Annotated in this window: 19 protein-coding genes and 3 tRNA genes; 14 read left to right on the forward strand and 8 right to left on the reverse strand. The window is 40.6% G+C overall.

The window, feature by feature from the left end; genetic code table 11:
- The first annotated feature begins 29 nt into the window (after positions 1–29).
- From A923_RS0117845 to A923_RS0117870, 6 genes are all read left to right on the forward strand, one after another.
- Positions 30–2,279 (forward strand): tetratricopeptide repeat protein, encoded by a 2,250-nt coding sequence (locus tag A923_RS0117845; protein ID WP_017223058.1) that lies wholly within the window; start codon positions 30–32, stop codon positions 2,277–2,279.
- A gap of 90 nt (positions 2,280–2,369) precedes the next feature.
- Positions 2,370–3,890, forward strand: coding sequence for a GGDEF domain-containing protein (locus tag A923_RS0117850; RefSeq protein WP_017223059.1), 1,521 nt, complete (start codon positions 2,370–2,372; stop codon positions 3,888–3,890).
- A 97-nt stretch (positions 3,891–3,987) separates the two neighbouring features.
- A complete protein-coding gene (gene ppnN / locus A923_RS0117855; RefSeq protein WP_017223060.1) occupies positions 3,988–5,349 on the forward strand; it encodes a nucleotide 5'-monophosphate nucleosidase PpnN in 1,362 nt (453 codons plus the stop codon).
- Positions 5,350–5,367: 18 nt separating this feature from the next.
- Positions 5,368–6,153: a flap endonuclease Xni gene (gene xni / locus A923_RS0117860; protein ID WP_017223061.1), complete on the forward strand. Its 786-nt coding sequence runs from the start codon at positions 5,368–5,370 to the stop codon at positions 6,151–6,153.
- 250 nt (positions 6,154–6,403) lie between these two features.
- Complete coding sequence (locus tag A923_RS0117865; RefSeq protein WP_017223062.1) at positions 6,404–7,411, forward strand: isocitrate dehydrogenase; 1,008 nt, start codon at positions 6,404–6,406, stop codon at positions 7,409–7,411.
- 226 nt (positions 7,412–7,637) lie between these two features.
- Complete coding sequence (locus tag A923_RS0117870; RefSeq protein WP_017223063.1) at positions 7,638–8,141, forward strand: hypothetical protein; 504 nt, start codon at positions 7,638–7,640, stop codon at positions 8,139–8,141.
- 94 nt (positions 8,142–8,235) lie between these two features.
- Here the strand turns inward: A923_RS0117870 and rlmM are convergent, their stop codons facing one another.
- The 8 genes from rlmM to hemA all read right to left on the reverse strand — a co-directional run bounded on the left by rlmM (position 8,236) and on the right by hemA (position 16,429).
- Positions 8,236–9,381: a 23S rRNA (cytidine(2498)-2'-O)-methyltransferase RlmM gene (gene rlmM / locus A923_RS0117875; protein WP_017223064.1), complete on the reverse strand. Its 1,146-nt coding sequence runs from the start codon at positions 9,379–9,381 to the stop codon at positions 8,236–8,238.
- A 199-nt stretch (positions 9,382–9,580) separates the two neighbouring features.
- The gene (locus tag A923_RS0117880) at positions 9,581–10,489 is read right to left on the reverse strand and encodes a transcriptional regulator GcvA (protein ID WP_017223065.1); all 909 of its coding nucleotides are present in this window, start codon (positions 10,487–10,489) and stop codon (positions 9,581–9,583) included.
- A gap of 319 nt (positions 10,490–10,808) precedes the next feature.
- Positions 10,809–11,663: a 3-deoxy-8-phosphooctulonate synthase gene (kdsA, locus tag A923_RS0117885; protein ID WP_017223066.1), complete on the reverse strand. Its 855-nt coding sequence runs from the start codon at positions 11,661–11,663 to the stop codon at positions 10,809–10,811.
- A gap of 39 nt (positions 11,664–11,702) precedes the next feature.
- Complete coding sequence (locus A923_RS0117890) at positions 11,703–12,617, reverse strand: SirB1 family protein (protein WP_017223067.1); 915 nt, start codon at positions 12,615–12,617, stop codon at positions 11,703–11,705.
- A gap of 2 nt (positions 12,618–12,619) precedes the next feature.
- The gene (locus tag A923_RS0117895; RefSeq protein ID WP_017223068.1) at positions 12,620–12,994 is read right to left on the reverse strand and encodes a SirB2 family protein; all 375 of its coding nucleotides are present in this window, start codon (positions 12,992–12,994) and stop codon (positions 12,620–12,622) included.
- 2 nt (positions 12,995–12,996) lie between these two features.
- Positions 12,997–13,836: a peptide chain release factor N(5)-glutamine methyltransferase gene (gene prmC, locus A923_RS0117900; RefSeq protein WP_017223069.1), complete on the reverse strand. Its 840-nt coding sequence runs from the start codon at positions 13,834–13,836 to the stop codon at positions 12,997–12,999.
- Positions 13,837–13,850: 14 nt separating this feature from the next.
- On the reverse strand, positions 13,851–14,939 hold the full coding sequence (gene prfA / locus A923_RS0117905) for a peptide chain release factor 1 (RefSeq protein ID WP_026006328.1): 1,089 nt from the start codon (positions 14,937–14,939) through the stop codon (positions 13,851–13,853).
- 239 nt (positions 14,940–15,178) lie between these two features.
- The gene (gene hemA, locus A923_RS0117910) at positions 15,179–16,429 is read right to left on the reverse strand and encodes a glutamyl-tRNA reductase (RefSeq protein ID WP_017223071.1); all 1,251 of its coding nucleotides are present in this window, start codon (positions 16,427–16,429) and stop codon (positions 15,179–15,181) included.
- A gap of 151 nt (positions 16,430–16,580) precedes the next feature.
- Here hemA and lolB point away from each other — a divergent pair, with 151 nt between their 5' ends.
- The 8 genes from lolB to A923_RS0117950 all read left to right on the forward strand — a co-directional run bounded on the left by lolB (position 16,581) and on the right by A923_RS0117950 (position 21,989).
- On the forward strand, positions 16,581–17,189 hold the full coding sequence (lolB, locus tag A923_RS0117915) for a lipoprotein insertase outer membrane protein LolB (protein ID WP_017223072.1): 609 nt from the start codon (positions 16,581–16,583) through the stop codon (positions 17,187–17,189).
- Positions 17,176–18,027: a 4-(cytidine 5'-diphospho)-2-C-methyl-D-erythritol kinase gene (ispE, locus tag A923_RS0117920; RefSeq protein WP_017223073.1), complete on the forward strand. Its 852-nt coding sequence runs from the start codon at positions 17,176–17,178 to the stop codon at positions 18,025–18,027. Before lolB ends, ispE begins: the two co-directional genes overlap by 14 nt.
- Positions 18,028–18,170: 143 nt before the next feature.
- Positions 18,171–19,115, forward strand: a complete 945-nt coding sequence (locus tag A923_RS0117925) for a ribose-phosphate pyrophosphokinase (RefSeq protein WP_026006329.1) — start codon at positions 18,171–18,173, stop codon at positions 19,113–19,115.
- Between the two features lie 322 nt (positions 19,116–19,437).
- Positions 19,438–20,028, forward strand: a complete 591-nt coding sequence (gene pth / locus A923_RS0117930; RefSeq protein WP_017223075.1) for an aminoacyl-tRNA hydrolase — start codon at positions 19,438–19,440, stop codon at positions 20,026–20,028.
- A gap of 87 nt (positions 20,029–20,115) precedes the next feature.
- A complete protein-coding gene (gene ychF, locus A923_RS0117935) occupies positions 20,116–21,207 on the forward strand; it encodes a redox-regulated ATPase YchF (protein WP_017223076.1) in 1,092 nt (363 codons plus the stop codon).
- 425 nt (positions 21,208–21,632) lie between these two features.
- Positions 21,633–21,709: transfer RNA gene (locus A923_RS0117940), tRNA-Met, on the forward strand.
- Between the two features lie 16 nt (positions 21,710–21,725).
- A tRNA-Gln gene (locus tag A923_RS0117945) sits at positions 21,726–21,800 on the forward strand.
- A gap of 104 nt (positions 21,801–21,904) precedes the next feature.
- Positions 21,905–21,989 (forward strand) — tRNA-Leu (locus A923_RS0117950).
- Positions 21,990–21,993 lie beyond the last annotated feature (4 nt).

Raw genomic sequence — 21,993 nt, forward strand, 5'->3', positions numbered from 1 at the left:
AAATAAGGACATGTAATCATAAGAATGTGATGGCTGCCTTTCTAGTCGATATTAAACACATGATCTTACGTTTTTTTTACGCGCTTGCATTTCTTCTTTTTAGCACCACCGCAGCGGCAAGTCTATTTGACCAGCTGGCATTACCGAATGAGCTAAAGCGCAGCCAAACAGTACAATACAGCCAACCATATCAATGTATTCAGATTATTGATGAATATTTACAAGACCACAAAAAAAATCTGATCAGCTCAGTTGCACGCGTCAGTCACATCCGAGAAAAATCAATCACACCGTCCGATATCGCATTGATTAAACAACAAAAAGCTTTATGTTATTTCTACGCCAATAATACCGATCAAGCAGTCGTTACGCTAGACAAGATGCTCGCCACCAAAAAACATAATGTCCCCTTACATCTTAGACAACAAAGTTTATTAATAAAAAGTCATATTCTGGCGCAGTCAACGACTTTAGCTAACTTTCAGCTTGCGCAAGAAACCATTGAACAAGTACTCAGTAGTATTGATGACAACACTTATAATCCCACCGCTAATGGTTATTTTGCTCTCAAAATTATTGCAGGGGAAATAGCACTCAACCTCAATAATTACGAAGAATCAATGACACTGTTTCGCGAAGCGAAGACATTCGCCGCAAAAACCCCGTTAACCAATAATGCAGCGTGGGCGGCTTATGCTATCGGCTATAATTACCAACAACAGAACAAATTAACCTTAGCAATTAACTTTTACAATAAAGCCCAACAAAAACTGCTGGATAATAAAGATACGCTCAATGGCCTACTCACCAAAAAAATGAGTCAGGCATATATAGCCCAAGACAATTTCAAATTGGCTATCAGCTTTGCGAATCAATCGGCCCAATACTATCAAAACTTAGGCAACAAACTGCAACTGTCTGATTCTTTATTAGCCCTTGCTAGCATGCACCGTAAAATTAAAGAATATAATTTATCGTTAGTTTATTATTTTAATGCCTTAGATTTATTAAAAGTATTTGATGCGCAGAACAGATTAAATGCGGTTTATTTTGAAGTGGGAAAAACCTATTTACAGATGGGCAACTATAGCTTAGCTGAACAGTACCTCACCAATGCTGAGCAACTATTTTATAACAATGGCCAAAGTGAGTTACTACTGGAAGCGCTTGTACACTTAGCCAACCTGTCGATTCAACAACAAGGTTACGATACTGCGCTCATTCAGTTGCATAAAGCCCTGACGATTGCAGGTCAACTTAATAACAGTAAACACTTTGAAACTGTCTATCTCTACTTGGCCACCGCTTACGAAGAAACAGATCAATACTCAAAAGCACTTGATAGCTATAAACAGTTCGTACGTTACAACAAACTGTCTAATTTTGATGCCAAAAAGACATTACCGGTTTCTAACCAGCATAAAGAAAACAATGAAATAAAATCGCAAAAAATAGACCAGTTACAAGCGCAAGTAACCAAGCTTAAACAAACAAAAGATAACTTGATCATTAACGTCGTCTTACTTGCTTCAATCATGCTCGTTATTCTTTATCTGTATTACGTCAACAATCAAAAAATGAAATTACAACGACAAGATGTCGAACAGCTAGAAGATGACTATAACGTCCACCCAAATACAGGCTTGAATAACATCAACAGTCTGAAGCAATATATCCCGACCCCACTCCAAGAAGCACGATTTTACTCTGATTGGGAATATACCGACAAACAAAATAGCGTCCACAGTTGTGCCATTATCAGCCTTGATTTCTTGCAACCTTTACGTCAGAAATACAGTCTTTCACTAGTCAATAAAATCGAAGCGGAATTAGGCTTGTATTTATTGCAACAACTACATGATTCAGAACGTTTATTTCAACTAAACGACTCCCAACTGTTATTGGTTAGAAAAGTGAACAAAAATTACGATCCAGCCATCATTGCTAACTATATTCTAGACTGGTTCGAGCAGTTTGATTGCCAACTTAATTTTAACAAAGCGATTTCAATAGGCATGGTTTCCCACCCTTTCTTATTTAAATACCCTACCGCGATAGACAGTATTAAATTGTTAAATATCGCCACCTTAGCTTTATCTGGTGCAACCCAATTAAGTCGAAAACATAAGCAGAACAGTTGGGTTAAATTAAGTGCGTTGACCTATACACAACCGGCATTTTTCCATGGTGATATTTGGAATCGGTCAAAACAGGCCATTGAAAAAGGTTTGGTGAAAGTAACCTCATCAACAGACAAAAATGACATTAATTGGTTGTAAGCTTACATTTTAAGCCCAAACTATTTTATAGATGTATATATAGTGGTAAGCTAATCTTCATCTTTGATTTAACCAATGTGACAAGTATTCATGCAGACATCACAAGATACGCCTTCAGCTACACCCCAAGGTGAACCCGACGGGTACAGTAAAATAAACACAGCAATGTTGTTAGCATTTATCAATCGTTTACTGGGTGCCACACGCGGTATCGATAATGAACTAAATACTGCTGTGAGTAAGCTGAAAGCAACTCTTGAACGCAGTGTTTCTGATGATGAACTGCTCAACCAAATAAAACAGGTTGAGCGTCAGATAATGCTACAACCGAACGTCTTAACTGACACGTTAAAAATTGGTGATAGTGCGACAACTCAAGCCGCTAAATCATTAGCTAATTTATTACAAAACGATCCAAAACTCTCCAGCGAACTGCAACTGGTACTAGCAGAACCCAAAGCGACGGCCATCACCGCATTGCAAATGAAAGTACAATCATTATTCTGTATCTATCACAGTGCAATCAAAAACCTACAATCATCTAATGGCAGCAATGATAATTTTTCTGCTGTCACCCACAAGAAGATATGTGATGATTTACAACGGTTAATCAATGAACTTGATTTTGCCGGCGGTTTTGGTTCTAATCTGAAGAAGATCCGCCAACGTTTATTACAAGGTGTTGAAGACCACGAGCTCGTTGATATCTGCCTACAGATCATCAACAATGTCATTGAGGGAGCACGTGAAGAGCGTTTAGCCTCAAAAACGTTTCTGCATGCGATCGTAGAAGAACTCAACAACATCGCGTACAAGTTTGATAGCTCATTAGTTGATAATAATAACATCAACAAAAAACAAATTAGCTTATTAGCCAACCTGAAAGAACGTATTGATATTTTAGATTTGGATGTCAGTACCTGTGATAATTTGGCAGAAACTAAATTACATGTTCAGCAAGGACTTGAGATCATCTCCAGTAGTATTCAACAACAAGAACAATTACTGCAAGAAAAAATCCTACTCGAATTGCAAATAAAAGCGGTACAAGCCCAGCTTGAAGAACTTAAAAAAGAAACCTTACTGCATACCCAGCGTTTAGAAGCACAGCAACATAAACTCTACCTCGACTCGCTCACTCAAGTTTACAATCGCACCGCATTAGACGAGCGCTTTAAACTCGAATTTAAGCGTTGGCAACGTTATCAAACCAATACCACCGTCGCCATGATCGATATCGATCACTTTAAAAACATCAATGATAGCTTTGGTCATATTGCCGGTGATAAAGCCCTTAAAATAGTCGCTCGTGCACTACAGAAATCGATAAAAGACAAAGACTTTATCGCCCGTTTTGGTGGCGAAGAGTTTGTCGTACTACTGGCCGATTTAGAACCACATGAAATACCGGCTATTTTAGACCAGTTACGTAATACCATTAAAAATATACCGTTTAGATTTAAAGGCGAACAGGTATCTATCTCTATTTCGATTGGTGCAACACAATTTTCAGCAGATGATAACGATGCTGTAGAACCTTTCGAGCGCGCAGATAAAGCATTATACGAAGCAAAAAGCTCGGGACGAGATAAAGTTATCATTAGGATCTAAACTTAATGAGACCTGCGGCGATAAGCATGACCCTAATCACTCTCTAGCGAGCGATTATATCAGCTTGTCGTCAACGTCTCAGACAGGAGTCTAGCTTATGATCACCCATATCAAACCCGTTGGCAGTATGGATCTACTATCCCAACTTGAAGTCGACCGATTACAACAAAAAGCCACCAGCGATTTATATTTATTATTCCGAAATTGTTCACTGGCAGTATTAAATTCCGGTTCTCGTACTGATTCAAGTAGTGAGATTTTAAAAGCATTCAGTAATTTTGATATCAGTGTTGTGCAACAAGAACGCGGCGTCAAACTCGAACTGCTTAACGCCCCAGAACAAGCCTTTGTCGATGGCGAGATCATCCGCGGTATTCAAGAACATCTGTTTTCAGTGTTACGTGACATTCTCTATGTCGATAGCTACATTGAAAAAATGCCAGTACCAAAAAAAGACTTATCCTCTTTTTTAACCAACCAAGTATTTTCCATCTTACGTAATGCGCGTGTAATCAAATCAGATTCCGATCCCAATATGGTCGTTTGCTGGGGTGGCCACTCCATTCGCTCTCCTGAATATGAATATGCCAAAGCAGTCGGCCATGAACTGGGCTTGCGCGAAATGAATATATGCACAGGCTGTGGACCCGGAGCAATGGAAGGGCCAATGAAAGGCGCGACAGTGGGACATGCCAAACAACGGGTAAAACAACGTCGTTACCTTGGTTTAACAGAACCGAGCATCATTGCCGCAGAGCCGCCTAATCCGATCGTCAATGAATTAGTTATCTTACCGGATATCGAAAAGCGCTTAGAAGCCTTTGTTCGTCTTTCGCACGGTATCATCATTTTTCCTGGTGGCGCAGGGACAGCAGAAGAGCTGTTATATTTACTGGGGATCATGATGCATCCCGAGAATAAACGCCAACCTCTGCCCATCGTGCTAACAGGACCCAAAGAAAGCGAAGAGTACTTTACGACCATTGATGACTTTATCGGGGCAACACTTGGCTTTGAAGCCCAAAAATACTATCAAATTATTATTGATGATGCCTCAAGTGCCGCACAAATCATGAAAAAAGCCATGCACAAAACCTACGAATACCGCCGCGCTATTGGCGATGCTTATTCTTATAATTGGAGTCTCAAAATTGAGCTCGATTTTCAAATGCCATTTATCCCCAATCATCAGCACATGGCGGCCTTAAATCTCAGCCTTGAGCAAGCACCAGAAGTACTGGCAATGAACCTGCGTAAAGCCTTTTCAGGGATTGTGAGCGGCAATGTTAAAGACTCAGGGATCAAGGCGATTGAAAAAAATGGGCCGTTTAAGCTACAAGGCGATCCCAAATTGATGCAATTAATGGACAATTTACTAAAAAGTTTCATAAAACAGAACAGAATGAAACTTCCTGGTAGTAAGTATGAGCCTTGTTATGAAATAATTAAACCTAGCTAACTTTGATGAAACCCGGATATGGCCCAAAATCACTTATTAATTATCGATGCGTTAAACCTGATCCGTCGAGTACATGCGGTTCAACTGAATCAAAGTAACGATCCGGTTACGCAAATCAGCGCAACCCGTGAAACCATCAAGCACGCAGTCAGAAAACTGCTATCGATCACAGCGCCGACCCATGTAGTCGCGGTGTTTGATGCTGAACAAACCGGTTGGCGTCACGAAATTTATCCTGAATACAAAGCTAATCGTAAGCCAATGCCAGAAAGTTTGCAGCAAGCCTTGACGCTTATTCAGGATGATTTGTGGGAATTAAACATCGACTCTTTATTAACAGAGCAAGATGAAGCGGATGACTTGATCGCCACCCTCGCCATCAAAATGTCAGCACAGCAGCAACCAGTGACCATTATCTCGACTGATAAAGGTTACTGCCAACTGTTAACCCCTTACATTCAGATTCGTGATTATTTTAACAAGCGTTGGTTAGACCAAGAGTTTATCGACGAGAAATTTGGCGTCCAACCACAGCAACTGGTCGACTATTGGGCATTAGTAGGGATCAGCGGAAGTCACTTGGCTGGCGTCGCTGGCGTGGGTCCTAAAACGGCAACGCAACTATTAACACAACATGCTAATTTAGATGCCATTTATGCCAGTGAAGAATTAAAACCTAAACTGCGTGAAAAACTCGATGCACATAAAGACATGGCTTACATTACGCAACAACTCGCTCAGCTAAAAATTGATATCCCACTCGGGTTTAACTTAAAAGACTTGAGATATCAACCTTCATCATAAATTGTAACGCTTAATGAGATAAATAAAATCCTCTCACTAAGCGTTAGACTAAGCGTTAGACTAAGCGTTAATAGTATAGAAAAAGCGAATATCTGGATCTATCTCTAACAAATGCATTATCCCCCCTGTGAAACCCTCTATTTAACCAAATTACAGCAGCAACTGGATTAACAATCGATTGAGATTTTGTTACCATACGGCAACAAAATATTTTCATTTGAAAGTAAGCCACATTAAATAAGGAATATGTATGACACAAACAAGAATCACAGTGATCCCGGGTGATGGTATTGGTCCGGATATTATTGAGTCTGCAATTCAAATTTTAGATAAAGCTGGCTGTAACTTCGCATATGACTTTGCTGATGCTGGTCTTGCTGCTCTACAAACTTCAGGTGAGCTGCTACCAAAAGCGACATTAGATTTAATTGAAAAAAATAAAGTAGCATTAAAAGGCCCACTAACAACACCTGTTGGCGCTGGTTTTACTTCAATCAATGTATCACTACGTAAGCACTTTAATTTATACGCAAACTTACGCCCGGTATTATCATTTAAAGGCACGCGTAGCCGCTACGAAAACATCGATATCATTACCGTTCGTGAAAACACGGAAGGCATGTACTCAGGCGCAGGCCAAATTATTTCCGATGATGGTAATGAAGCAGAAGCAAAGAGTATCATCACCCGTGATGGCGCAGAACGTATTTGTGTTGCAGCATACGAACTTGCTAAATCAGAAAACCGTAAAAAAGTAACCGCGATCCATAAAGCCAATATTCTAAAAACAACATCAGGTCTATTTCTTGAAGTAGCGCGCGAAGTAGCGAAACGTTACCCTGAAATTGAATCAGAAGAAATGATCGTTGATGCTGCGTGCATGAACTTGGTTATGTACCCAGAACGTTTCGATGTGATCGTAACAACTAACTTATTCGGTGATATTTTATCTGACTTATGTGCAGGTCTTGTTGGTGGTCTCGGTATGGCTCCAGGCGCTAACATTGGTGAAGATACCGCTATTTTTGAAGCAGTACACGGCAGTGCACCAGACATCGCAGGTAAAAACTTAGCGAATCCAACATCAGTGATTTTAGCTTCTATCCAAATGTTAGAATACCTAGAAATGAAAACAGAAGCAGATAATATCCGTAACGCAGTGCGTGATGTGATCGAATCTGGAGATAGAACAACACATGATCTAGGTGGTACGCACGGTACAACAGACTTCACACAAGCTATCTTAGAACGCCTATAAGCTTTGTGAACAATGAATGAGTACTATCTTACAATAGTGTACTCATTCTATCATTTGGTTGCTTAGCATTCGATATGCTGAGTAACTGCTATTTCGATTTATAACCCTTTCCCCTCTTCATAAAGCGTTACACATTATTAAGTCTGCTCATTACAATCCAGTTCCACCCTAGTAATTCATCCAGACCGAGCTATAGTTAAGTTTTCATCAACATCTTTGGTGATATATGGTAACTCATTGTCTCTATATTTTACTCTTAATAAGTCTATTAAGTAGGTCTAGTCTGGCCGCAGAAAATAACTTAGGGACAGCGATTTCAACCCCATATATTTCGAGCTATCAAGCACAAAACCAGTCGTCGATTACTACAGATTCAGCACCTCAGTTCGAATTAAAACAACCCTTGCTGGTTGTCAAAAAAAGCAAGCACAAACGAAAACGGACGGCGCAGCTTCAACTTTTTAATATGTGGATTGATCCTGATATAACCCGACTGTTTATCCCTCGACTTAAAGACATTGGAAAATTAAGTTTAAACTTACATTACAGTTTGAAACGTAGTCCGTATCTATTACTCGATTACGAGCGTGTAACAATCAAAACCAAGGTCAAATCTAATGGGATGTTACAACATGAAGCTTATTATAATATGGGAATTGAAGGGGCTGTAATTGGGGTTAGAGTGCGTGGCAAAGATCCACTACTCTACTTTAAATATCGCTTTAAATAGGGCTAGGGATAAAAATAAAGCCATTAAACAGTTCACCGCAGTGATATTTAATGGCTTTTAGAAACGCTAATATATCTATATTACCGTGATGTTTTTATCCGGCTTTTTTATCGTCAGGGATGAAATGTGACCAAGCGACATGTACAGTCACTTCATCACGATCATGATAAAGATGTTTCGCTTGGATAACAAAACGATCATCAAGTTGCTTATCTAAGATAGCTAAACAATCTTCCAATGTATGGTAACGACGTTTTAATGGCAGCTTAAGGTTAAAGATAGCTTCTTTACACCATGCATTTAACAACCATTTGCACATTAGACGGGCAACACGTTCTGGTTTTTCAATCATGTCACATACTAGCATATCAACTGGTGGGTTCTCAGGAACCTTGATTTTGTTACCGTTTAATTTACGGTTAGTCCATGCAATCGTCGTTTTAGCTGGCTCATATTTAAAACCATCTTCTTCATAGTGCTTAACTTGACCCGTTTCCATTAGGCTTTCAGCCATGGCACCGTTATCAATAGCAACAACAAACATACTGCGTTGTACTAGCTGATACGTCCAACCACCAGGGCAAGCGCCTAAATCAACCGCGCGCATCGCACCGCCAATACGTCTATCCCATTGATCAGCAGGAATAAATGTATGGAAAGCTTCTTCAAGTTTCAACGTCGAGCGACTTGGTGCTTTCGACGGGAACTTAAGACGCATAATACCCATAGGTAATGGCGAATTATTAAAGCTATATGAGTAACCGATAAAAACACTGGTATTATTAAAGAAGAACACGTGCAGTACTGGACGGTTTTTATTTTCTTTTGCTAATAAGTGATCAGCTTTACGCAATGATTGACGTAGTGGCACGGTGTACTTACGGCAGAATTTAGATAGCTCTTTACCTTCGTTAGTATCAGGCATTTCGACGCGTAGTTCGCCCATACCTTCGATACCGTCACAAGCGGCAACCACAGGGTTCACACGATCGTAAAGTGGCATATCATCAACACGCGCATGCAGTGCAATCATTTGACGAGCAAAGATCAATGATGAAAGTGGTAGTTTTTTCGCTATTGTATCCACATCTTCAGCAGAGTGACATTCAAACACAACATAACCTGCATTTGGTGTTACTTTAGCAAAACCATACGCCTCCATGGCAGTCGCTCGTACTTGGATTTCAGCTGCACATTCTTTTTCATAACCAGGGCGGCAATATAATAAAATACCATTCATTTTCTAATAACCTCATTGTCGTCATCAATATGGCTGACGATATACACTCAGTATAGATAGAATACCGAGATCTAAAACTCATAAAATATACACAAACCAATGCAGAATACTGGGTATCTTGAAGTGGTTTGCATACAAAAGTCGCACATTCTAAACCCTTGTCGATATAACACCAAGGGTTTCATGCCTTCAAGACAAATTAATTGTCTACAAAGTCTTGTTGTTCTTCTTCTACTAGCGACAGCATCCAGTCACGGAATGCCACAATCTTACCGAGTTCATCTTGCTCTTCACGACAAACAACGTAATACGCGTTCTTACTCACTAATACTTCACTAAAAGGCCTGACTAAACGACCCGCATCAATTTCAGGTTGTGCCAACACACTGTGTCCGAGTGCGACACCTTGGCCGTGTATAGCCGCTTGTAAAACCATCGAGGTATGACTAAAGATAGGCCCTTGGTTAACATTCACATCGGTAATACCACCTTGCTTAAACCAAGCAGTCCAATCTCGGCGTGATGTATCATGCAATAAAGTATGTAGTTTAAGATCCGCAGGGGTTTTTAGTGGTTTAGGGCCATTGAGTAGACGCGGCGAGCATACTGGCACTAAATATTCGGTATGTAACTTTAGGGCGTGTAAATCTTTCCACTTACCGCGACCATAATAAATAGCTACATCGACATCATCAGTCAGCGAACCATCGTCCATATCAACCGCTTTAATACGCACATCAATATCAGGATACAGATCTGAAAATAGCGATAATCGCGGCACTAACCATTGGATCGCAAAGCTCGGCTGTAGACTCACCGTCAACGAACCTTTCGCACCTCTGGCTAATAAACGCTCAGTTGCATCAACTAATGAAGAAAAGGTATCTTTAATATCAAGAAAATAACTCTGACCTTCTTCCGTTAAAAACAACGCACGGTTTTGACGACGAAACAATTTAATGCCCAAATACTCTTCAAGTGCTTTAATTTGGTGGCTAACAGCGGCTTGCGTCACGTAAAGCTCTTCTGAGGCTCGCGTAAAGCTAGAATGTCTCGCGGCGGCTTCGAAAACACGTAGCGAATTTAAGGGCGGAAGTCTGCGTGACATGGTGGTGTCCAGTTAGATGAGAAAAACTAATGCGAAACATTATAATTTGTCAATTGCCAGATTGCTAGAAAATAACTATAGTGCGCGTATGTATATAGGACCTAATACTTATTTCTACTGATTTTCAATAATTAGTATTATTTATATAAGTTAGTCTTTGTTATGTAATGTTGTGTTTGTTTGCTTAAACTTTTTGGTTTAGGCCTTTAAGTAGAAATTACTTATTTTCAGACCTTTGACGCTATTCTTAATACACTTGTATTATCAGTCAACGGTTTTTTAGCGCTGTATTATTACAGCGCTTTTTTTATGCCTGAAATTAATCGATATCAATCGCAGTAAAACTTTTCACTACATCATCAATCGCTTTTGCTTGTGCTAAAAATGCTTCTAACTTAGCAAATGGCAATGCAGAAGGACCATCACAACGCGCTTGTGCTGGGTTTTCATGTGCTTCAATGAATAGACCGGCAATACCAGTCGCTAAACCCGCATAGCTTAATTCAGGTACTTGTTTACGACGGCCGCCAGACGCTGCACTACCGGCATCACGTTGCTGTGTAGCATGGGTACTGTCTAGAATAATTGGCGTACCTTGCGTAAGCTCTTTCATTACACCAAATGCTAATGGATCAACAATCAGGTTATCGTAACCATGGCAATGGCCACGCTCACAGATAATCACGTGTTCGTTACCACATTCCGCGAACTTATCCACGATATTGCCCACTTGATGTGGCGACATGAACTGTGGTTTTTTAATATTAATCACCGCGCCTGTTGCTGCCATTGCTTGCACTAAGTCGGTTTGGCGAGCAAGGAAAGCTGGTAATTGGATCACATCAACAACATCGGCAACCGGTTGGCATTGTGCTTCAGTATGAATATCAGTAATGATTGGCACATTGAATTCTTCTTTAACACGTTTAAAGATGTTTAAGCCTTTTTCCATGCCCACACCACGAAAAGAATGGATACTTGAACGGTTCGCTTTATCAAAAGACGCTTTAAATACAAAAGGGATACCCAGTTTATCAGTTACCGTCTTATACGCTTCTACAGCGCGTAGAGTCGATAGTTCGTCTTCTAATACATTGATACCACCAAATAACACAAATGGTAGATCGTTGGCACAAATAATATTCTGACCAATTTTTACTATTTTTGCATTCATAATTGTTACCTTAAAGAGTCTATTTCAAATCAATTAATATTAATGAATCGTATCTTTAGCGTCACCAAGTTCTTCAACTTGTGCTTTTAATACACGCGTGATCGGATCATCAGGACACTGCTCAATAAAATAAGCAAAGTCTTCACTGGCTAATTTTTTGCAATCAAGTTGTTGCAACAAAAAACCACGATCGCGGATCTCATACGGCTCATCAGGTTCAAGTTCTAAAATTAAATCGATACAACGCAGTGCATACGAAAAATGTTCATCACGAATTAACGCGGCTTTTAATACTTGTAATAAGCGCAGATAATGCATTTCATTGTTCGCTTCTAACAAATCATCATCCGTTAACAAAGCATGATTACCTTCGATACCGCGTAACAATACTTGTAATTTATGACGCGTCAGCACTTGGCCATCAGCAGGGTCTACATAGGTCGCGTCTTTTTCACATCCAAAACGCAGGACAAATTGACCAGGGAATAATATCCCTTTAACTTCGACTGCAAAATGCTCGGCAAAGTACATAAATACCGTACCCAGTGACAATGGCACACCATTACGACTGCTAATCACTTTATGCAGTAATACACTGTCGAGTTCTAACCATTTGCGCCAATTGCCTGCAAAACCAAGTTGCTGATAAAACAAATATAATAACTGGTCACGTTTTTCAACGTCACAGGTAAAGCCTTGCATATCTACTTCGATGAGTTCAATCAACCCATCCAATTCAACAATCGCCTCTTCAAGTAACGGTTTCTCCGTTATCACCTCGATGGCTGATAGTGTCGCTAGCATGACGTTATCAATCATCAGCACTTCTTCTGCGAACTCATCATCATATTCGTCAAGCTGTTCACTATCAATGGCGCTATTATCTAGCGATTCGAGCTGTTCTGTTTCTGTCAATTCTGTTTCTGTCAGCGCTTCATTTGCATCAAATTCCATAACTACCTCAGCAAATATGCTTCGCCGTTAACGGCGAGTGAATAGACATAAAATAACCAACCAATACTACCTGCAAATGCAAAACAGCGGAAAAATAAATTCTTAGCTTGCTGTAATGACATAAACATCATGAAAGTGATGGCCAGTGTCGATATTAATTTTTCGGTCATCACCGTATCTGCAAACGGTGCTCGTCCCGACACGATACATATTAAGGCGATCATCATCACTGTGATCATATCTATTACTTTACGTGATTTAAGAAAACCAGCATGTTCAAGATACGGTGATTGCTTCACTGTGAAGGCAAAATTTATAAAATACATCAGCACACTTAATAACAGTGTCGCGATGTGCAGCGGGAGAACAATATCCATGATTAAACTTCTTTTCGTTGTCCAACAGTAATACGATCGTTATTACCATAATCTTTATGCGTAACAACCTGATTATAATTTGATGCGTTAAATATCGCGCGAACCGCAGCACCTTGCTCAAAACCATGCTCAACTAACAACCAACCATCGATACTTAAGAACTGATAACCTTGGCTAATAATATGCTTAAGATCAGCAAGTCCATCATCGCCAGCAACTAACGCTGTTAACGGTTCAAAACGTACATCACCCATTGCTAGGTGAGGGTCATTTTCTTCAATATAAGGTGGGTTGCTGACGATTACATCAAAGCGTTGGTTAGCTTGTAAAGGTTCAAACCAGCTACCTTGTAATACCGCGACATCAAGACCACAGCGTTTGGCATTACGACGCGCTAACGCTGCAGCACCAGACTGATATTCAATAGCGGTAACGGTCGCTTGTGGTGATTCAGATGCTAATGCCAGTGCAATCGCGCCGGTACCCGTGCCTAAATCTAATACCTGGCAAGCGTCTGTCGGCATACAAGCAAGTGCTTGTTCGACTAACACTTCGGTATCAGGTCTTGGAATGAGGGTATCAGCAGACACTTCTAATTCTAATGACCAAAATTCACGGTAACCAAGAATATGCGCGACAGGTTCACCCGTCTGACGACGGCTGATAAGTGCGGAAAAACGACTGATGATGTCATCACCCATCACTTTGTCATCCCAAGTGAAAAGATAACTGCGATCTTTCTCTAACAGGAAACACAGGATGACTTCAGCATCGAGCTTCGGGCTTTCGCTGTCAGTGAGCTGTTTGGCAGCCCACTGCAGTAATTTTGCAATTGTTTTCACAGTACGCAATACACCTAGTCTGCTTCAGCAAGTGCCGCTAACAGATCAGCTTGATGTTCTTGAATAATAGGTTGGATCAATACTTCTAACTCGCCTTCCATCACTTCATTTAGACGGTAAAGCGTTAGGTTAATACGGTGATCACTAACACGGCCTTGTGGGTAGTTATAAGTACGGATACGTTCAGAACGATCACCACTTGCTACTAAGCTACGACGTGTACTTTCTTCTTCAAGACGAACAACTTCATCTGCAGCCGCTTGAATACGCGCTTGTAGAATTGACATCGCACGTGCACGGTTTTTATGCTGTGAACGTTCGTCCTGACACTCAACCACAGTACCCGTTGGAATATGAGTAATACGGATAGCAGAATCGGTTTTATTTACGTGCTGACCACCCGCGCCTGATGCACGGAAAGTATCAACTTTAAGATCAGCAGTATTAATGCTAATCGCTTCAGACTCTGGTACTTCAGGCATAACCACAACTGTACAAGCTGATGTATGGATACGACCTTGTGATTCCGTTTCTGGTACACGTTGTACACGGTGGCCGCCTGATTCAAACTTCATGGTGCCGAATACAGCTTCACCTTCCATCTTCACGATAACTTCTTTGTAACCGCCTTGATCACTGTCGCTTAAGTTCATGATGGTTAAACGCCAGCCTTTTTTCTCAGCATAGCGGCTGTACATACGGTAAAGATCACCCGCAAAGATTGCCGCTTCATCACCACCAGCACCAGCACGGATCTCTAAGAAACAGTTATTACTGTCATTTGGATCACGTGGCAACAGCAAAACTTCTAACTCGTCGCTGATACGAGCAACGGTTGCTTTGCTTTCTTTATATTCTTCAACAGCCATTTCACGCATATCAGGATCTTCATCCTTTAGCATATCTTCTGCTGATTCAAAATCTTCTTTTGCTTCTTGATATTGTTTAAAGCAAGAAACGAGTTCTTCTAATTGCGCGTATTCTTTAGTTAATGCACGGTAACGGTCCTGATCACTGATGATCGATGGTTCACTTAATAATGCTTGAACTTCTTCATGACGTTCGATTAAGGCTTCTAATTTTGTAATGATCGATGCTTTCATCTTTACTCTCGTATTACCGTTAAATAGATCACTGAAGTCTGACACAGGCTGCTTCAGTAATTGGATATGAATTATTTCTTTGTTGTGATCGGCAAGGATACCTATATGTAAGGAAATAGTCGATTGCTTTCCGAACATTTACCTTGGATATAGCAAATATATGCTAAACAATTTGAAATAGACGGAGCCGTTGTTAATCGATAAAGACAATTAACAACGGTTTTGTTAGGAAGTGATTGCTACTCAAGCCCTACAACACGACGCACTAATAATAGTTCGTCATCTTGTTTACGTTTACCCGCACTAACCAAAGCTTGTGTCGGTGCATGGATCAGCTTGTTGGTTAACTTATTGGCTAATTCTGTCAGAACCCGTTCGCAGTCAGTGCCGTTTTGCATCGCTGCAATTGCGCGTTCGAGTAATATGTCTTTTTCAGCCATCGCCGCATTGCGGTATTCTTTAATCGAATCAACACTAGATAGTGATGCGATCCATTCTGAAAACAGCTGCGTTTCTTCCGTAATAATGAATTCTGCTTGCTGCGCTGCATCTTGGCGCGCTTCTTTATTCTGCTCGATAATACCTTGCAGATCATCAACGGTATAAAGATAAGCATTACCTAACTCACCCACTTCTTCTTCAATATCCCGTGGCACGGCGATATCGACTAAAAAAATCGGTTTCTGTTTACGTTGCTTCAGTGCACTTTCAATCATGCCTTTACCTATAATCGGTAAGGGACTGGCTGTTGAACTGATGACAATATCAGCATTGTGTAAATGCTGTGGGATCTCTTCGAGTGTGAACGTGGTAGCACCAAACTTTTCACCCAACGCTTGTGCGCGAGAGACTGTCCGGTTGGCGACCATCATTTCAGTGACATTTTGCTCGGCCAGATGCGTCGCAACCAACTCAATAGTTTCACCTGCACCAATCAGCAATACCCGGGTTTTCGATAAATCATCAAAGATATGTTTACTTAAACTCACCGCAGCAAAGGCAACGGATACCGCATTAGCACCAATTTCGGTTTCGGTGCGCACACGTTTTGCAGCCGTAAAGGTTTTTTGAAATAACTTATCAAGTACTTGAGAAACACAGCTCAACTGTTTGGCTTTTGCAAATGATTGTTTTATCTGGCCTAGAATTTGTGGTTCACCTAATACTAGTGAATCTAAACCACCCGCAACACGCATTAAATGATGCACAGCGTCGGCATCATAATAACGATAAGTACAAGTCGCCAATTCATCCACTGGCAGATGGTGGAAATCAACTAACCATTGGGTGACACGTTCGGGTAAGCCTTGCTCAATTTTGCAATATATTTCAGTACGATTACAGGTCGATACAATCACCGCTTCCGAGACGATCCCATCGGCCATAATGCTGGCAAAGGCATCCTCAATATTGTCAGGTGAAAAAGCTACCTTTTCACGAAGTGATACAGGTGCCGTATTATGATTTATACCAAGTGCTAACAGAGTCATGTATTACTTACAGTGAATAGTTGTAAAAATAGATAAGGAGGTCATTCTACGCAAAAAGTATGAATTTTTAAAGTGACAAAACCATGCATATCTGTTTTTATAAGCTCATGCTTGCTCTTTATCATCATTACTTTATTTTTTTGAGTATCTTATGACATTTCAGCGTTCTATTTACATTGTTATTCTCAGCTTATTTTTAAGTGCTTGTAGCACCACAACACAATTACCCGCACCGATTGGTAGTCCACAGCAATTATGGCAGCAACACCAAGTACAGTTACAATCGATACAAACCTGGCAACTGCAAGGGCAGATCGCGTTTATCACCCCTGATGACCGTAATTCCGCTACATTAAACTGGCAACAATTTAGCCAAGACTTCAAAATTAACCTTACGGGTCCTTTTGGTATTCATCTACTGAGCATTAAACGCAGTGATAATATCTCAACATTGATTCTAGATGATGACCGCCAATATCAAGGCCGAGATACCCAAGCATTGATTAACCAACTCAGTCCGATGCCAATCCCAGTGAATGAGTTACGCGCTTGGATCATTGGCGATCCTTTAACTAACGATGTGCAACTCGACAATTACGGCCGTGTAACCAAAGCTAATCATCCACTTGGCTGGCACATCAGTTATACTAAGTATCAATTAATCGATAATATTTGGTTACCAAAAAACATTGTTATCAAACAAGACGACATGCGTATAAAGATCACGACTCGAAACTGGAAATTAAATGCAAAAGAATAATAGCCATTGGTCAGCCCCTGCAAAACTAAATTTGTTTCTGTATATTAATGGCCGTCGTCCCGATGGTTACCACGAACTGCAAACCTTATTTCAGTTTGTTGATATCGGTGATCAACTCGCGATCACACCGAATCACAGTGATAGCATTACCATTACTCCAGCTATCCCAGGCGTACCGCTGACCGACAATATCATCTACCAAGCAGCAATAATGTTGAAAGCATATTCATCATTACCACTGGGCGCTGACATTAACTTAACCAAAAATCTGCCAATGGGCGGTGGTCTCGGTGGCGGATCTTCGGATGCAGCCACAACACTCGTAGCCCTAAATCAGCTTTGGCAATTACACCTAACTGAAGACCAACTCGCAGAGATAGGCGTTAAGTTAGGTGCTGACGTTCCTGTGTTTGTTCGTGGTCATGCCGCATTTGCAGAAGGTATCGGTGAGAAGCTTACCCCAATAGAGGTGGATGAGAACTATTATCTTATTGCCATACCTGACACGCAGGTCAATACAGCGAAATTATTTTCTGATCCAGAACTGATCCGGGATACGCCAAAACGCCCGCTGAATCAGTTGTTACGAGACGAATGGAAAAATGACTTTGAAGCAACTGTAAAAAAACGTCATCCCGAGGTTGCAAAAGCATTAGAGTGGTTGCTAAAATGTGCGCCATCTCGACTGACAGGTTCCGGTTGCTGTGTTTTCTCTGAATTTAAAACTAAGTCTGCCGCATTAGCCGTATTAGCTAAAGCGCCTAAAGACATGCAAATTTATCTTGCGAAGGGCTTAAATAAATCGCCACTATTAGATGATTTAGCAAGACAGGTTTAAACTTTAATTCAGTACCAAACATCTGTTAAATAAGTTGTTACCAAATTTTAAGAGATTAATGCTGGGGATCTCTACTAAACAGTTCGCTGTTTAGGAGTATAATTATATCCCAGCCAAATACATCGATTACCTGAGGTTACACCGTGCCCGACATGAAACTCTTTGCTGGTAACGCTACACCAGAACTAGCTCAAAAAGTTGCTGAACGCCTTTTCATCCAACTTGGTAAAGCCAAAGTTGGTCGCTTTAGCGATGGCGAAATTAGCGTTGAAATTGAAGAAAATGTACGTGGTGGAGATATCTTCATCCTACAATCAACTTGTGCACCAACGAACGACAACCTAATGGAACTTATCGTTATGGTTGATGCGATGCGTCGTGCATCTGCGGGTCGTATTACTGCTGTAATCCCTTACTTTGGTTATGCTCGTCAAGATCGTCGTGTACGCTCTTCTCGTGTGCCAATTACAGCAAAAGTTGTAGCTGATTTCCTTTCAAGTGTTGGTGTTGACCGTGTATTAACGGTTGATCTACATGCTGAACAAATCCAAGGTTTCTTCGATGTACCTGTTGATAATGTATTTGGTACGCCAGTATTATTAGCTGACATGCAAGAAAAGAATCTTGAGAACCCAGTAATCGTATCTCCTGATATCGGTGGTGTTGTACGTGCACGTGCTAACGCTAAATTACTTGACGAAGCTGACCTTGCGATTATCGACAAACGTCGTCCAAAAGCAAACGTAGCACAAGTAATGCACATTATTGGTGACGTTAAAGACCGTGATTGTATCCTTGTTGATGACATGATCGATACTGGCGGTACTTTATGTGCAGCAGCAGTAGCATTGAAGAAAAATGGCGCGAAACGTGTATTTGCATACGCGACTCACCCAGTATTCTCAGGTAACGCAGTAGAAAACCTACGTGATTCTTGTATTGATGAGATCATCGTAACGGATTCAATTCCATTATCTCCTGAAGTTGCTGCAATGCCAAACGTACGCGTATTAAGCTTAAGCCCTATGCTTGCTGAATCAATTCGCCGCGTAAGCAACGAAGAATCAATTTCTGCAATGTTTAAATAATTTAGACTGCTTTAAAGTATTTGTTAAAGAATCTTTAAAGCGTTCGTAACTAAAATTTAAGCGATGCAATAAACCGAGTTTGGTACGCCAGACTCGGTTTTTTTAGTTCTATTAGCTTCCGTTTTTAGTTCTATCAACCCCAGTTTATAGCACTATTTAGCCTCAGTTTTTCAGCGTCGCTACCTACAATATAGCTTTTGACTCATCCGTCAGTTGAGCTTTACGGTTACACAAGGTAAAATAGCGCGTTTTTTATCCAATGAGTAAGGTTCGATTCACTCGAAAACTCATTAAGCACTCATTACAGTAATATAGGTATACCATGAGCAACGACATTCGTTTAATTGTCGGCCTGGCTAATCCAGGACAAGAATACAGCCGCACACGTCATAATGCCGGTGCTTGGTTTATTAACGAATTAGCAAAGTGGCACAACACGCAATTACGTGAAGAAGCAAAATATTTTGGTTATACAGCCCGCATCAATGTGGCAGGCCAAGATGTGCGCTTACTGGTACCGACTACATTCATGAATTTAAGTGGTAAATCAGTCGCTGCGATTGCCAAGTTTTACCAGATAGATGTAACCGAGATTTTAGTGGTTCATGATGAGTTAGATTTACCACCCGGCGTTGCTAAGTTTAAGCAAGGTGGTAGCCACGGTGGTCATAATGGTCTAAAAGACATTATTAGCAAGATGGCAAACAGCAAAGAATTCTACCGTTTACGTATTGGCATTGGCCATCCGGGCAGTAAAGAACAAGTAACCGGATACGTTCTTGGTAAAGCACAAAAGATAGAACAAGAACAAATGGATGCAGCCGTTGATGAAGCAGTGCGCTGTATTGATATTTTAGCTAAAGACGGCATGGTCAAAGCGATGAGTCGCTTACATACGTTTAAAGCGCAATAATAAATAAAAAAGAAGTAATTAAACACATACCGTTAATCGTTTAACGGTATGTACCAATTTTAGTACATAGCAAATAAGGTAAAAATCATGGGTTTTAAATGCGGTATCGTAGGCTTACCAAACGTTGGTAAATCAACACTATTTAATGCACTAACACAAGCTGGTATCGAAGCTGCCAATTTCCCGTTCTGCACAATCGAGCCGAACACAGGTGTTGTTCCAGTGCCAGATAAGCGTTTAGATGCATTATCTGCGATCGTAAACCCAGAACGCGTATTGCCAACTACAATGGAATTCGTTGATATCGCAGGCTTGGTCGCCGGCGCATCAAAAGGTGAAGGTCTAGGCAACAAATTCCTAGCTAACATCCGTGAAACAGATGCAATTGGCCACGTTGTTCGTTGTTTTGAAGATGAAAACATCATTCACGTGAACAACAAAATTTCGCCATTAGATGACATCGAAATCATCAATACCGAACTTGCACTAGCCGATCTAGATAGCTGTGAACGCGCAATATTACGTTTAACTAAAAAAGCTAAAAGCGGCGATAAAGACGCTAAATTTGAAGTGCCAGTAGTTGAAAAAATCATGGCTCACCTTGGTGAAGGCGAAATGATTCGTTCTTTAGAATTATCTAAAGAAGAAATTGCTGCTATTGAATACATGAATTTCTTAACGCTAAAACCAACAATGTACATTGCTAACGTTGCTGAAGATGGCTTTGAAGATAACGCATTCTTAGATTCAGTACGTGAACTTGCTGCAACAGAAAATGCAGTTGTAGTAGCGATCTGTGCATCAATGGAATCAGACATCGCGGAACTTGAAGATGAAGAACGTGCAGAATTCATGGAAGACATGGGTATCGAAGAACCAGGTCTTAACCGTGTAATTCGTGCAGGTTACGAGTTACTAACACTGCAAACTTACTTCACTGCTGGCGTTAAAGAAGTGCGTGCATGGACTATCCCTGTAAACGCAACTGCACCACAAGCAGCAGGTAAGATCCACACTGACTTCGAGAAAGGTTTCATCCGTGCAGAAGTAGTGCCGTATGCAGCATTCATTGAACACAACGGTGAGTCTGGAGCTAAGACTGCAGGTCAATGGCGTTTAGAAGGTAAAGACTACATCGTTAAAGATGGCGATGTTGTACATTTCCGTTTCAACGTATAATTACATTTAAGTTAAGACGCTTAAGTTCTTAGTTTAAAGTTAAGAGCCTTAGGTTTTAGCTTCAGCAGATTACGAAGCTATTATTTAACAGAATGCATTCAAACGCTGGCTATTGCCGGCGTTTTTTTGTTTTTACGCATCGCAATAAATTTATTTACTTAAAAATATGACCCATTGGTTAAAATAACGAAATATAGCTCAAATCGTTAAATAATTTTAAACACTGCTTCGCGGCTTCGAATTACCCAAGTTTGCACTTTTTCTACAAATAGCATAGAGTGGCAACAGGATTAGTACAGAATTTCAACAGGCGCAGTAAAATATGTTTTTATACTAAAAAACAGTTGACGAATATCGCTGTAATTAGCATAATGCGCCCCGTTCCAACGAAACAGTTAACTGCTAGTCGGAATGAGATTTAAGATGGCCATGTAGCTCAGCTGGTTAGAGCACAGCATTCATAATGCTGGGGTCACAGGTTCAAGTCCCGTCATGGCCACCATCTTAAATCTAATTGTAGGGATATCGCCAAGCGGTAAGGCACCGGGTTTTGATCTCGGGATTCTGAGGTTCAAATCCTCATATCCCTGCCATTATAAAAATGATTGGCTATTATTAGCGGATTGTTAAATTTATAAACACTGTTTATCATTAATTTGATTAACACTACCTCGTTTATAAATACAAAGAATATTGTGCGGAAGTGGCGGAATTGGTAGACGCGCTAGATTTAGGTTCTAGTATTGCAAAGTGTGAGAGTTCAAGTCTCTCCTTCCGCACCATGTT

Source organism: Moritella dasanensis ArB 0140, assembly GCF_000276805.1.
GTDB classification, from domain to species: Bacteria; Pseudomonadota; Gammaproteobacteria; order Enterobacterales; family Moritellaceae; genus Moritella; species Moritella dasanensis.

What these genes read in the sequence shown, in the direction of transcription:
- lolB (WP_017223072.1), top strand. Translation starts at nt 16,581, where the DNA reads ATGACATTTCAGCGTTCTATTTACATTGTTATTCTCAGCTTATTTTTA.
- A923_RS0117880 (WP_017223065.1), bottom strand. Translation starts at nt 10,489, where the DNA reads ATGTCACGCAGACTTCCGCCCTTAAATTCGCTACGTGTTTTCGAAGCC.
- A923_RS0117870 (WP_017223063.1), top strand. Translation starts at nt 7,638, where the DNA reads ATGGTAACTCATTGTCTCTATATTTTACTCTTAATAAGTCTATTAAGT.
- A923_RS0117845 (WP_017223058.1), top strand. Translation starts at nt 30, where the DNA reads ATGGCTGCCTTTCTAGTCGATATTAAACACATGATCTTACGTTTTTTT.
- kdsA (WP_017223066.1), bottom strand. Translation starts at nt 11,663, where the DNA reads ATGAATGCAAAAATAGTAAAAATTGGTCAGAATATTATTTGTGCCAAC.
- rlmM (WP_017223064.1), bottom strand. Translation starts at nt 9,381, where the DNA reads ATGAATGGTATTTTATTATATTGCCGCCCTGGTTATGAAAAAGAATGT.
- ispE (WP_017223073.1), top strand. Translation starts at nt 17,176, where the DNA reads ATGCAAAAGAATAATAGCCATTGGTCAGCCCCTGCAAAACTAAATTTG.
- hemA (WP_017223071.1), bottom strand. Translation starts at nt 16,429, where the DNA reads ATGACTCTGTTAGCACTTGGTATAAATCATAATACGGCACCTGTATCA.
- A923_RS0117865 (WP_017223062.1), top strand. Translation starts at nt 6,404, where the DNA reads ATGACACAAACAAGAATCACAGTGATCCCGGGTGATGGTATTGGTCCG.
- A923_RS0117895 (WP_017223068.1), bottom strand. Translation starts at nt 12,994, where the DNA reads ATGGATATTGTTCTCCCGCTGCACATCGCGACACTGTTATTAAGTGTG.
- A923_RS0117890 (WP_017223067.1), bottom strand. Translation starts at nt 12,617, where the DNA reads ATGGAATTTGATGCAAATGAAGCGCTGACAGAAACAGAATTGACAGAA.
- A923_RS0117850 (WP_017223059.1), top strand. Translation starts at nt 2,370, where the DNA reads ATGCAGACATCACAAGATACGCCTTCAGCTACACCCCAAGGTGAACCC.
- pth (WP_017223075.1), top strand. Translation starts at nt 19,438, where the DNA reads ATGAGCAACGACATTCGTTTAATTGTCGGCCTGGCTAATCCAGGACAA.
- ychF (WP_017223076.1), top strand. Translation starts at nt 20,116, where the DNA reads ATGGGTTTTAAATGCGGTATCGTAGGCTTACCAAACGTTGGTAAATCA.
- xni (WP_017223061.1), top strand. Translation starts at nt 5,368, where the DNA reads ATGGCCCAAAATCACTTATTAATTATCGATGCGTTAAACCTGATCCGT.
- prfA (WP_026006328.1), bottom strand. Translation starts at nt 14,939, where the DNA reads ATGAAAGCATCGATCATTACAAAATTAGAAGCCTTAATCGAACGTCAT.
- ppnN (WP_017223060.1), top strand. Translation starts at nt 3,988, where the DNA reads ATGATCACCCATATCAAACCCGTTGGCAGTATGGATCTACTATCCCAA.